The 13,571-nt window shown below is 40.3% G+C and carries 9 protein-coding genes and 2 pseudogenes; 7 read left to right on the top strand and 4 right to left on the bottom strand.

The features are described from left to right. The first annotated feature begins 301 nt into the window (after positions 1-301). The 7 genes from cax to V7K76_RS15470 all read left to right on the top strand — a co-directional run bounded on the left by cax (position 302) and on the right by V7K76_RS15470 (position 10,522). Entirely contained in the window at positions 302-1,393 is a 1,092-nt protein-coding gene (cax, locus tag V7K76_RS15500; RefSeq protein ID WP_334780148.1) for a calcium/proton exchanger, read from the top strand. A 221-nt stretch (positions 1,394-1,614) separates the two neighbouring features. Beyond that, positions 1,615-2,754, top strand: a complete 1,140-nt coding sequence (locus V7K76_RS15495; RefSeq protein ID WP_335029860.1) for a serine/threonine-protein kinase — start codon at positions 1,615-1,617, stop codon at positions 2,752-2,754. Positions 2,755-3,203: 449 nt separating this feature from the next. Beyond that, positions 3,204-4,100: an alpha/beta hydrolase gene (locus tag V7K76_RS15490; RefSeq protein WP_335029859.1), complete on the top strand. Its 897-nt coding sequence runs from the start codon at positions 3,204-3,206 to the stop codon at positions 4,098-4,100. Positions 4,101-4,322: 222 nt separating this feature from the next. Continuing rightward, positions 4,323-5,993 carry a phosphatidylglycerol lysyltransferase domain-containing protein gene (locus V7K76_RS15485; RefSeq protein WP_334780143.1) on the top strand — a complete coding sequence of 557 codons (1,671 nt, stop codon included), beginning with the start codon at positions 4,323-4,325 and terminating at the stop codon, positions 5,991-5,993. A 458-nt stretch (positions 5,994-6,451) separates the two neighbouring features. Next, on the top strand, positions 6,452-7,843 hold the full coding sequence (locus tag V7K76_RS15480) for a hypothetical protein (protein WP_334780142.1): 1,392 nt from the start codon (positions 6,452-6,454) through the stop codon (positions 7,841-7,843). A 629-nt stretch (positions 7,844-8,472) separates the two neighbouring features. Next, positions 8,473-8,748, top strand: a complete 276-nt coding sequence (locus V7K76_RS15475) for a DUF485 domain-containing protein (protein ID WP_334780141.1) — start codon at positions 8,473-8,475, stop codon at positions 8,746-8,748. A gap of 205 nt (positions 8,749-8,953) precedes the next feature. Next, complete coding sequence (locus tag V7K76_RS15470; protein ID WP_334780140.1) at positions 8,954-10,522, top strand: sodium:solute symporter family transporter; 1,569 nt, start codon at positions 8,954-8,956, stop codon at positions 10,520-10,522. 134 nt (positions 10,523-10,656) lie between these two features. Here V7K76_RS15470 and V7K76_RS15465 read toward each other — a convergent pair whose 3' ends face one another. The 4 genes and pseudogenes from V7K76_RS15465 to V7K76_RS15450 all read right to left on the bottom strand — a co-directional run. Then, entirely contained in the window at positions 10,657-11,499 is an 843-nt protein-coding gene (locus V7K76_RS15465) for a tetratricopeptide repeat protein (protein WP_334780139.1), read from the bottom strand. A gap of 233 nt (positions 11,500-11,732) precedes the next feature. Then, positions 11,733-12,653 (bottom strand): ribonuclease D, encoded by a 921-nt coding sequence (locus V7K76_RS15460; RefSeq protein WP_334780138.1) that lies wholly within the window; start codon positions 12,651-12,653, stop codon positions 11,733-11,735. Positions 12,654-12,670: 17 nt separating this feature from the next. After that, a pseudogene (locus V7K76_RS15455) lies at positions 12,671-13,013 on the bottom strand (IS66 family transposase); the annotation flags it as partial. Positions 13,014-13,140: 127 nt separating this feature from the next. Next, a pseudogene (locus tag V7K76_RS15450) lies at positions 13,141-13,525 on the bottom strand (IS66 family transposase); the annotation flags it as partial. Positions 13,526-13,571: the final 46 nt, after the last annotated feature.

The following is a 13,571-nucleotide window of genomic DNA, read 5'->3' as shown; positions in this document are numbered from 1 at the left end:
TCTTGGATGCTAATCAAAATTTTAAATGTATTTTAATATATTAAACCCCATTTCTGATGTAATATTTTGGCTCAAATTCATACTTTTGCAACAAAAGATTACGAAAACTCATTATATCGCAATCTGATTTTACACAACATTCGCAACAGTGAGCTGAAAACAGTACAATCTCTGAATTGGTCTACAGTCGGTTGAGAGTACCATATCGGAGTGCTGAATGAAAGTGATTATTAATTCAACACTCCAAATTTAAAACTTAGGATTGCTCGCTGTGAATGATACCCTCAACCCAAAACAAGAAATGTCAACCAAAAACATTATTCTTTTCGCTTTACTACTGTTCATCCCGGTTTCTGTCGCAGCCCACTTTCTGGAGTGGGGAGAATTGATAGTTTTCATTACAGCTGGATTAGCAATTTTGCCCTTAGCAGCTTGGATGGGTACAGCCACAGAAGAAATTGCTGTCGTAGTCGGGCCATCATTAGGGGGCTTATTAAATGCCACCTTTGGCAATGCCACAGAATTAATCATTGCCCTAGTAGCGCTGAACGCTGGGTTAATCGATGTAGTCAAAGCCAGTATCACGGGATCGATTATTAGCAACTTACTATTGGTGATGGGTTTTTCCATGCTTTTGGGAGGACTGCGCTACAAAGAACAGACATTTCAGCCAATTGTGGCGCGGGTAAATGCTGCTTCGATGAATTTGGCGGTGATTGCCATTTTGATGCCAACAGCGATGAATTACACTTCTCAAGGAATTAACGAAGAAACACTGCAAAATCTTTCTATTGCTGTTGCTGTAGTATTAATTTTGGTTTACGCCCTAACGCTGCTATTTTCGATGAAAACCCACTCTTATTTATATGATGTGGGCGTAGCGGAGACAGAAGAAGAGGAAATCCCAGAGGCTAAACCAAATATGGTGTTGTGGGTTGGCGTGTTGCTAGTATGTACCTTGCTAGTAGCAATTGAATCAGAAATGTTGGTCGATACTTTAGAAGTGGCCACATCTCAGCTAGGTTTGACGGCGCTGTTTACAGGGGTGATATTGGTTCCAATCGTCGGTAACGCGGCTGAACACGCCACAGCAGTCACCGTGGCAATGAAAAATAAGATGGATCTTTCCCTTTCGGTAGCTGTGGGATCGAGTATGCAGATTGCCCTATTTGTCGCGCCCGTGTTAGTTATCGCAGGGCGGATATTAGGTAAACCAATGGATTTAGATTTCAAACCCTTTGAATTAGTAGCTGTGGTTGTGTCAGTGTTAATTGCCAACAGCATTAGTTCTGATGGTAAGTCCAATTGGCTGGAAGGGACTTTGTTATTAGCTGCCTATACAGTATTGGGGTTCGCCTTCTACTTCCATCCAGTTATAGAAAGTATAGGGTAGTTAACAGTGCGTAGGCGTAGCCTGTCGTAGACATCGCTCTTGACCGAGCCAATTTTAGATTTTAGATTTTAGATTATTTTGGTTCTAACATCCCGCTACGCGCTTTCAACCCTTCTGGGTAACACAAATCCAAAATCCAAAATTTAAAATCCAAAATCTGTTAATTACCCCCTTTTGCCTGGGACAGGGGAAAATAAAGAGATATAAGAGCGATCGCCTGTATGAGCTACTGCCTTAATCCCCATTGTCCCAAGCCGGAAAATCCCGATCATGTGAATTTTTGTGTGACTTGCGGTTCTAAGTTACTCCTCAAAGAACGTTACCGTGCTATCAAACCAATCGGACAAGGTGGTTTTGGCAAAACTTTCTTAGCTGTGGATGAAGATAAACCCTCCAAACCACGCTGCGTAATTAAGCAATTTTATCCCCAATCCCAAGGCACGAACACTCTTGCAAAAGCCGTAGAGTTATTTAATCAAGAAGCGGTGCAGTTAGATGAATTAGGCAAACATCCCCAAATTCCTGAACTACTGGCATATTTTACCCAAGAAGCCCGGCAGTATCTTGTACAAGAATTTATTGACGGGCAAAACTTAGCCCAGGAATTAGCACATAAAGGGGCTTTTAGTGAAACGCAAATCTGGCAACTATTAAATGATTTATTGTCAGTTTTGCAATTTTGTCACGCCAGACACGTAATTCACCGTGATATTAAGCCAGAAAATATTATTTTACGTAGCGGTGATAGCAAATTAGTATTAGTAGATTTTGGTGCGGCTAAATCTGCCACTGGCACTGCTTTAAATAGAACTGGTACTAGTATTGGTAGTCCAGAATATGTTGCACCTGAACAAATGAGAGGTCGGGCTGTTTTTGCTAGCGATATTTACAGTTTGGGTGCTACTTGTGTAAATTTATTAACCCAGCGATCGCCCTTCGATTCTTATGATACTCAAAATGATACATGGGTTTGGCAGCAATACTTGCAAACCCCGATTAGTAATCCGTTGAGTCGCATTCTGAACAAGATGCTAGAAAGTATTCCAGTTCGGCGTTATCAAACGGTCGATGAAGTTCTCAAAGACTTAAATCAATACTCACAAGTTGCAGCCACACCAGCGATTGCGGCAAAACCGATCCCTCAACCACCACTCAATTCTCCACCTGCTTTTTTATCGAAATCTCCTAGTCAACTTGAGAGAGAATTAGAAGAAATGAAAACCCAATTTATGGGTAGCAGTAAACCTCAACCAAATAAAGTACAGCCACAAAACCCCACATCTCAGCCTCCTAGTACAAATAAAATAGATCAAGAATTAGAAGAATTGAAAGCTAAATTTCTAGGTAATAACAATCCTTAAAAAGACACTATGACTTCTCTCCTAAACCTCATCTATGTTGAAACATAGAGTTTTTTAAAAGATATATTTATGTAGGTTGGGTGGAGTGAAACGCAACCCAACATTACCACCAAATTTTATGTTGGGTTACGCTATCGCTGCACCCAACCTATAAAACTACGGTTCTCAAGGTAGACGAGGTTTAACAAACTATGGTGTATATACATCTCCGTATGAAAGGGAGTGGTGAGTAGGGAGTGGGGAGTAGGGAAACTAAGAAAGCTTTTCCGAAAAGCGGGGTTTCAACCAATATGCGATACAAGGATTTTTTCTCTGACGACTAAATCGAGGGCTAATTTCTTCCCCTACTCCCTACTCCCTACTCCCTACTACCGCCCCGAAGGGGTAGTAAAATAAAAATCGTTATAGTAAGTTCTAATGCAGGTAATTTTTTAAAATGCTAAAAGAATATGAAGATTTATAAAATTTTAATTATCTTGGTAGGAGCGATCGCACTCCTTACCAGCGCTGGTTACTATTATGTATTCATCTTAGGTGCGCCCCAACTAGACCCACCCCAAGAAGAGGCCAATACTGGGCTAAAATTTCAATTAGCAACCTTTAACTCCCAAGCAATGGGTGCAGTCCGTAATTATGGCGTGATTTTGCCCCCTGGTTATAGCAAAAACCCGCAAAAGCGATATCCTGTAATCTTCTTACTACACGGTGGTCATGATGATGCCCGTGCTTATGTTGATAAATATGCACTCTTAGACGTACTGCATGAACTTTATCAAAGTCGAAAATTACCACCATCGATTGTGATTACACCCGATGGTAATGATAATCGCGGTTCCAGTCCTTTATATGACCCCGATTACTTTGATGGGCCAAATGGTAAAGTGGGAACTTTAATTGGATCAGAATTAGTGCAAGTTGTCAAGTCGCGCTACCGCACTTTAGAAAAACCCCAGTCTTGGGCGCTGGGAGGTCTGTCTTCTGGAGGATGGGGGGCTTTTAATATTGGGTTACGGCATCTTAACAACTTCCAGATATTATTTAGCCATAGCGGTTATTTTACCGATAATAGTGGTTCACAAAATAGTCCTCAACAAATTGTGCAGCAGCTATCACCCCAAGATCGGAAGCAATTGCGTGTTTACCTGGATGCAGGTATGAACGATACTAATTTACTAGCTTCTACCAAAGCTTTTAATGAAACCTTAAATCAGTTAGGCATTGCTCACGTATTTTATGCGTTTCCTGGAGGTCATGGTTTGTCTGGTGCAGATATAGGCTGGAACTACTTTCACAAACATCTTAAAGATTCGCTATCGTATGTAGGTGAACAGTTTCAAAAAAGTTAGGAGTTAAGAGAAAAAGTTAGGAGTTAAGAGTTAAGAGTTAGGAGTTAGGAGTTAGGAGTTAAGAGTTTTAACGCCAAAACAAATGACTAATGACAAATGACTAATGACTAATGACTAATGACTAATGACCAATAACCAATGACTAATGACTAATGACTAATGACTAATGACCAATGACCAATGACCAATGACCAATGACCAATGACCAATGACTAACGACTAATGACTAATAATTTAAAAACTCAGATTGGACTTTGGAGTGCGGCATTCCTTACAGGTTTAGTCGGAGTAGTAAATTTGTTATCAGCAGTGACACCTAATCTGTATGGTAGAAATCACTGGTTGAAGGAATTTTTGCCATTTGATATCCGGGCTAGTGGTCATATATTTACAGCCCTGACTGGGTTTATTTTACTAACACTTGCTACTAATTTATTACGCCGAAAAAAAATAGCCTGGTTGCTTACCATTGGGTTACTAGTAATTTCCATTTTCAGCCATTTGCTGAAGGGATTGGACTATGAGGAAAGTCTACTCTCTGGAGTTTTACTGGGGCAATTAATCTTGATGCGCCATTTTTTCACGGCGCAGTCAGACCGTCCTTCTATCGCACGGGGAGTCAGAGTACTTCTAGGCGCTTTATTATTTACTCTGGCATACGGAACTATTGGATTTTATTTGTTAGATGGCAAATTTTCCGAGAATTTTAATTGGCGTGAAGCGATAGTTCAGACTTTGGCGATGTTCTTCACTGCGGATAATTGGGGACTGCAACCAAAGACTCCATTTGGAGAATTTTTTGCTAACTCCATCTATATTATTGCAGGAGTTACTATTGCTTATGCAATCCTAATGTTATTGCAACCTGTATTTTGGGGGGATCTAGCAACTACAAATGAGCGAAAAAGAGCTAAAGAAATTGTCGAGCAATATGGATGTTCTTCTTTAGCAGCGATCGCACTCTTAAATGATAAGAGTTATTATTTCAGTCCTTCTGGTAACAGTGTAATTGCTTATGTACCTAAGGGACGGGGTGCGATCGCTTTAGGAGATCCCATTGGCCCTGTTGAAGACCGCAAAGAGACAATTGTTGCTTTCCGAGAGTTTTGCCAGCGTAACGACTGGTATCCCAGCTTTTATCAAACTTTGCCCGATGATGTTGAGCTTTACAAGTCATTGGGGTTTAAAGTACTTAAGATTGGAGAAGAAGCGATCGTTGACCTGAAAAGTTTTACGTTACAAGGTAAAGCCGGTAAAAACTTTAGACCATCAATCAGTCGTTTAACTAAGCTAGGATACAGAATCGACTTTTACCAACCACCCATCGCCAATGATTTATTGCACCTCCTCAAACCTGTCAGTGATGAATGGTTGAAAATGGCGCAAGGTTCGGAAAAACAATTTTCTTTGGGTTGGTTTGATGAAGCTTACCTGCGAGAGTGCGAGATTGCTGTAGTGCATAATCCTGAAGGTCAGATCAGCGCCTTTGCGAACATTCTCCGGGAGTACCAACTCAACGAAGCCACTATTGACATGATGCGACATCGCTCATCTCTTGAAAATGGCACAATGGACTTTTTATTTATTTCCCTACTCCAACATTTTAAAGAGGGTGGCTACGACAGCTTTAATTTTGGTCTTTCTGCCCTTGCGGGAGTTGGAGACAACCCAGAATCGCGTCGCTTGGAAAAAGTATTGCACTATCTTTATGGGCACTTGAATCGCTTCTACAACTTCAAGGGATTGCACGCTTACAAAGAGAAGTTCCGCCCGCGTTGGGAACCGCGTTATTTGGTTTACCCCAGTTTAACCGCCTTACCAGATGTAGTTGTGGCATTGATTCGCGCAGATTCAGGCGATCGCCTCTTCGATTATTTCAAACCCGGAGCGTGAACTACTCATACTGACCACGAGCTACGTCTACACAACTTGGCATTTTTATGATACGATTGTACTATAAAAATATGAATGTCCGGTGAGTATGCAGCGCGAAATTTACCAGACGATGTCCAAAACTTGTAGTAAATGAACGCCCATAGTAGCTAGTACAAGAAGGCAAAAGTAAAAAGGCAAAAGTAAAAAGAAAGAATGCTTATTTTGTAAGCTTTCTGGATATTTTAAATGGGTGGTTTATTTATGCCGTGTTGTACTAATGGCCTGTCCCATTATGTTTAATGGGAGAACTCATTCTTAACTTTTCTTCCTTTGCGCTCTTTGCGTCCTTTGCGGTTCGTTCTCTTAACCGTCAAAATGAATTTGACGGTTAGAGAGACGCGATAAATCGCCGTCTCTACAGGGAATTTATTTTTGAATTTTGAATTGTTAATGACCTTTATGTAGAAGGTAGCAATATGACGAATAATCAAATTTCTCTGGTAGAATTAATCCAAATTTTTACACAGTACCGCAACAATATTATCGTCAATATTAAGCACCTACAAGAACATTATCAAAGAACAGGTATCAAGCGTGTTAAAGGTGTTAGAAACGAAAATGGGAAACTGCTTCAACCTTGGTTAAGAACAGAATATATTGATAATGCTGAGTATGTAAGTATGGGCGATTTTCAGTTTAATCGCAATACTGCTACTCTCAATATGCTGATCAAACGTAAAGTCAAACTTGCCAAATTTGAAGACCAAACCCCCACTATTGAGGTAGCCGGTTTGCTAGTGAATGACCTCAATACCTTTAATAACTATACAATTGTTAGTGACGGCAAAATTAACGTAAAGTCTTTAGTAGTCAAAATCAGCAGCAAAAAAGCCTTTGACTTACTCAAAGAAAAAGGCATACTGGATGCAGAAGAATTTGACTTTCGTGCTGAACATACCATTCAGTTAGATGACTTACCCCTTGTAGCTGCTAATAGTTATTACAGCAGTATTGATGGACTATTCAATGAACTAACAGAAATTAAAGTACTGACTAGTATTATTGGCGCTCACTTGAAAAAGGAGTCAGATGTATTTATAGAAGCGCAGTTAGATGAATTTAAAAAGCACTATCTGTCTAAGAATACTTACATCAACTTTCCCACATCTACCGAATACACTGATATCAAAGAAGCTTTAGCAAATGGTAGTCTTGACTCAAAATTGAGCTATAAAATCGATATCGGTAGTCAAGATATTCTAAATCTGAGCAAGTTACCTTCTGCTAACAAGTTTCTCAATAGAATGTATCGTTTTTATGACAAAGAAACTGGAGAAGTGATCGTTAAGCCGAGTTTTGAGATGGCATTTAATGAAAATCTTGCTGTTAGGCATAGGTTACTCTCATCACGCACCAAGATTACAAAAATTGACGAGTTAATGAAACCAATTTTTGATGATTTTCTTGGGCTTGAGCAAAATGGCATTGTTGGAGGTATTCTTAAGAAAGTTGATGCTGATAGTTTGGCGCAGTTATTGCAGGATAAACAAACTGGTAAGCAAATCAGCAAAGAGGAAATGATTGCAGCTTTAACGGCAGCAAGTAACAAGCTAGAAAAATATGCAGACAATATCTACCAAGACAAGATATCTCCCTTAGTATTTTACATTGGTGCTACTGGACTATTGCCAGAGCAAATGCAAGCAACAGCCATGACTGCTGAGGAAGCTGCTGCTAAATATCGAAATTTGCAATTTTCTAAAGATCAGCAAGAAGGTACTTTTTTTGCAGTTGGTGATAGTATTATCAGCATCTATGCAAAAACTGAATATTACAGCAAACTTATTTCTGTAGGTGTAGACAATTAGATTGGATATACTAATCTAATTTGATTTGTGAGAATGCAAATATTAGAATCCCGACTTATTTGATAAGTCGGGATTCAATACGGTTAGGTTAAGGTTTTTTTATGAAAATTATAGATCGCAAAGCTCCAATAAATTATCACAAAGACGCGATAAATCGCCGTCTCTACAAAAGACTGATTCCAGGGTGATTTTTAGTATATTTTATCAATCAAAATTTACTACTTTTATTAATCTCAGTTGATTTGATAACTTAAAAAAATATTTCATAACACTTGAATAATTTTAAAGCCTGGTAGCAACTACGTATTTATTTTATTTTTTAGTATATAAAAATTTAATTCCTAAGCTAGCGCCTGAAATATATAGTATAAAAAAGTACATTAAATCTCATAAAATCATAAATCACTGAGTAGATCAGCTTTATTTGTGTCTAACTGCATCTCATAGTTTTATGTTTCTCTGACTCAAAATAGAGTCGCTACTGTCTTGCTTATTTTGGTATATCACTTAGCAAAGTTAGTTTTATTACCTGATATGGCAATAGATTTACTAATAATCTTTAAGAAAATTACGCAGAAATCAACTTCAATGAGACAATCTGACCTAATCTTCTCAACCGAAAGGAAGACATGAACGATCGCACAAAGGCTCTTCAGGCTCTCGCCGCTGAACGTTGGCGGATATCCCTGATTCTCAGTGGAGCCATGATTTTTATTTACTTCGGCTTTATCCTATTAATCGCGTTCAATAAGCCCCTGCTGGGGTCATTAGTATTTCCTGGCCTTAGCCTGGGAATTTTACTAGGGGCGCTGGTAATTGTCTCAGCATGGGTATTAATTTTTATCTACGTGCGTTGGGCAAATAGCAGTTATGACGACCAAATCGCAAGGCTGACACGTAAGTGAAAATTGGGCATGGGGATGAGGGAGAAATCAATTCAAAATTCAAAATGACGCTCTCTACGAGACGCTTCGCGAACGCGGACTCGCTAACGCTGCGCTAACAAAATTCAAAATTAAAGAACTTCTGCCTCCTACCTCCTGCCTCTTCTTTCCCAATGCCCAATAGCAATTTCTAGTCCCAAATTCAAAAATACTAAACCAAAAAAGCATGAATAGTGTGTGGTTCAATCTGCCACTGGCGGCGGATATTACCAATCTTGGTCACTTTAACCCGTTAGCGATCGCTTTCTTTTTTCTATTTGTTATCAGTTCTTTAGGCATTACCTATTGGGCGGCAAAGCTCACCAAAAATACGGCACAGTTTTATACAGCTGGCGGTAAAATTAGCGGTTTCCAAAATGGGCTGGCCCTAGCAGGAGACTTTATGAGTGCAGCTAGCTTTTTAGGTATAGCTGGGCTGGTGGCACTCAACGGCTTTGATGGCTTGATTTATTCTATCGGCTTCTTGGTGGGCTGGCCGATTGTCATGTTCTTAATTGCCGAACCACTACGTAACTTAGGTAAATACACCTTTGCCGATGTAGTGGCTTATCGCTTGCAGCAAAAACCTGTACGTATCGCCTCTGCGATTGGAACGCTGGTAGTAATTAGCTTTTACTTAATCGCCCAAATGGTAGGTGCTGGGGAGCTAATTAAACTGTTGTTTGGCTTTGATTATGAACTAGCTGTGGTCATTGTCGGTTGTGTGATGATGGCTTATGTGATTTTTGGTGGGATGATTGCCACCACCTGGGTACAGATTATCAAAGCAGTTCTGTTGCTCGGCGGAACTATCTTACTAGCTATTTTGGTACTGGCACAATTTGGCTTTAACCCACTTGCTCTTTTCGCTGCTGCATCTGCGAAGTATACAGGTGTCTTAGCTCCGGGCAAACTAGTTTCTAACCCCTTGGATGCTATCTCTTTAGGACTGTCGTTGATGTTCGGCACTGCTGGATTACCTCACATCCTAATGCGTTTCTACACAGTACCCGATGCCAAAGCAGCGCGGCTCTCTGTTACTTATGCCACAGCTATTATTGGTGTTTTTTATCTCCTTACCTTCATCCTGGGTTTTGGCGCGATGGTATTGGTAGGTAAAGATGCCATCGAGAAAATTGGTACTGGTGGTAACATGGCTGCGCCGATGTTGGCAGAATTTCTCGGTGGTGATGCTTTCTTAGGTTTTATTGCGGCTGTTTCCTTTGCAACGATTTTGGCGGTTGTCGCTGGGTTGACACTCTCAGGTGCGGCTGCATTGTCCCACGATTTATGGGTGAACGTGGTGCGTTCAGGTCATGCTGACGAGTCAGAACAACTGAAAGTAGCTCGCGGTGCAACAATGCTTTTGGGATTAGTAGCAATATTCCTGGGCATTGTATTTAAAGGGCAAAACGTCGCTTATATGGTAGGTTTAGCATTTGCGATCGCTGCTAGTGCAAACTTCCCAGCATTGCTCTTATCAATGCTTTGGCGACGCTTCACTACCAACGGTGCGGTTGCAAGTATGTTAGTAGGTACTGTCTCCTCTTTAGTGCTGATTTATTTGTCGCCTACGATTCAAGTAACGATTCTTAAGCACGCTTCTGCACCCTTTCCGCTAAAAAATCCTGGATTAATCAGTATTCCACTGGCGTTTATTGTGGCAATTGTCGTTTCCCTATTGAGTACTGAACAGCAAGCACAGGAAAAATTTGCGGAAGTTGAGGATCGTATTCACATTGGTTCTGGGATGTGATTTTGTCATTTGTCATTTGTCATTTGTCATTGGGAAGAGACAAGGTAGACAAAGGAAGAGGGGGGAGATAAGGAAGAAACTTGTTCAATAATTCACCCTTGTCCCCCTTAGCTCCCCTGCTCCCTTCCCCTCTGCTACTGTCCAAGTTCTTTGATGTTATTCATCACTTGTTGATATAAGTCATTGTTACCCTGACTTTGAAAAATGTTTGCTGCTTGTTGTAAGTCTTTGAGTGCCCCTTGTTTATCTCCGTTAGTGGCACGGGCATTTCCCCGGTTATTGTAGGCAGGGGCAAAGTTAGGATTGAGGCGAATGGCTTGATTGTAATCTGCGATCGCCCCCTTAGGATCTCCATTGGCAGCACGGGCATTTCCTCGGTTATTATAGGCGATCGCATATCTGGGGTTGAGGAGAATTGCTTGACCAAGATCGTCTATTGCCCCTTTTTTATCTCCATTGGCGGCGCGGGCATTTCCTCGGTTATTGTAGGCTTCGGCATAGTTGGGATTGAGGCGAATCGCTTCACTGTAATCTTTGACTGCTTCTCTGTTACCTCCTAATGAGGCGCGGGCATTTCCTAAGTTATTGTAGGCTTCAGCGTCGTTAGGGTTGATGCGGAGTGCTTGATTGTAATCTGCGATCGCTTTTTCCTTGTCTCCCAAATCGAAGTAGACTAATCCCCGGCCGTTGTAGGCAGCGCCATATTGAGAATTTTGATCGATTGCTTTACTGTATGATGCGATCGCAGCTTGCAAGTCGCCATTTAAATGCTGATTCTTTCCCTGAAGATAGAATTCTCCACCTTTAGAAGTTGTAGCTGAACGACGGCTAGGTTGACTGACTCCTATTTCTGTCACCAACACATTGTCATTCTTACTACAAGAAATACTGCTAGTTGCAGCCAATGTAGTAAAAATAGCTATGGTAAATAAAGTATTTACCCTTGTTCGCTTTTGCCCAAATAAACGCCGTCTCATAAGTTAATATAAACTGCCATATTACCTGAATCGAATTAATCCCAAAACCTAGATTTTAATTTTTTAACTCAATAATTATTTTAACTTTTAATAGACCTTTAAAGTTAATTGACAAATTTCCCTAATATTTTATAGATTTATCAGGGTAGGCACGAGAAAATAATTATTAAATTTCCAGATTTATGCTTCACAATAACTCTATAAATTCCGATATTTGTAGCCTGATGAACAATTTACCCATCCTCAGCTTCACTCTCTTGAGTTTTGGGAATTAGCCGCCAAGAGGTATTCTTGTCAATATCTACAGACAATTGTTCCAGATTTTGCCCTAAATCTTTTTGGAGTTTTTGAGTTAATGTAATCGGAAAATCTAAATTAATACCTTGAGTTTGTGCTAGTCTTGCCAATTCGGTAAATGTAGCTTTGATTGTAGTGCGCTCATAACTAGTCAGCTTATAATCATAAGTTTCAGATATATTCTGAGCCTGCATAGCTTTTTTTATACGTTCTTGCAAATGCTCAAATTCTGAATTCAACAACTTCCATTGCTGCTCAACTTGTGAGTATTTGGCACTTAGTGATATTAAGTCTTCCGTTGCGGGTTCGGGGCTGGCTTGGGCTTGTAAGTCTAACAAGTTTAGGTGAATTTGAGCAAGATAAATGCAGTCTAGGTAAGCATATTCTATCTGTTCTTCAGTCAGGGGGCGTTTTCCCCAATCGCTTGTTTGTTCTTGTTTATCGATATTGTTAAAGCTACAAAGCGCTGTAGCTATAGTCTTAAGTTGGTAGTTGGGTAATGGTAAAAGATAGTAGGGAATTTTTTTTGCCATTTCCAAAGTGCAAGTAATATTTTTGGCTTTCTTGTTACCGAGAAGCTTTAGATCGTAACTGGCGTTGTGAAAAACTTTTTCAATAGCAGAATTTATCATAATTTCTTCAATAAATTCAGCTATAATATTAGGCTGATCTAAGACATCTAAAAGATAGACGCGATCGCCACTCATATCTTGAGGATTATCTAATACCTGAATCAGCGACAATCGGGGATTACGACTTTTATAGTCAGCCACTTCTGTATCTATCCACAGAGTTTTGGCATTGGTATATTCAGCGACAATGGCACTAATTTGACTGGCGGAAGTAAGGTAGGGCATTGGCTAATATTTCCTGATTTTATCCATTCTTTGAGACTATCAATACTTTGAGCTACTGCACGATCTATTCGTTCATTCGTGGCTACTAATGTTCCCACGCCAATTTCTATTTGTCCCAGTTCCCACAACAAAACTTGAAAGTTTTTCGTATGGTAAATGCCCGTAATTATTTATCCATCCCAAGAAAGCTTGCAGTCTGATTCCTATATCTTGTCCCGGTACTATTTCTGGCGACCAGTCTGCTGTTTGTTTTGACCCACACTCGCTGCAAATACAGGTATGTCTTTGATATTCTACGATTTCGATGGGTCTTTCTACCAACTGTGCTACTTGCTGGGTTTCTATTTTTATGAAAAAAGTAAAGGTTTAAAACCTCGCCCCTTGCGGGCGAAACAGTCCTTGTATCCCAAGATAGGTAGAAACCCCTCTTCCCGTTGTGTCTGTCTTGATTCAATTGCGAATTGCGAATTGGTTTCATTGGTTCATTACTGAATCCCTTTTGACCACAATATTTATACACTTGCGGTCTTAATATCTCAAACCTATCTACTCTCCCAAAACCCTTTCTCGTTTTTCCCGGATGTCCTGGCTGTCCTCCTGGTTTCCGTTTTGGCGTTTCACTCCCCCTAGTTCATCTTCAAGTTTTTTCTCGGTTTTTTTGAGGATGTCTGCCGACGGTGGTTTTGATGATGAAGTGAAAGTCTAAGTCTCTACTGACGCAAGAGTTTCTCTATTACAGATTCTAGTTCTATTACTCTGGATTTTAGCTGAACTATAGCGATCGCCTGCTCGATAATCATATCCACCAGTTGTTCGGTAGCCAGCTGTCCAAGGATCTCACGGTCTAGTTGTAGAGGCAGGTCTTTTTCCATAATTTTGATACTGTGCGCCAAGGATGTCACACTTGTCAATACCCCC

Source organism: Nostoc sp. (genome assembly GCF_036917975.1).
GTDB lineage: Bacteria > Cyanobacteriota > Cyanobacteriia > Cyanobacteriales > Nostocaceae > Nostoc.
This window is presented reverse-complemented; position numbering and strand designations above follow the sequence as displayed.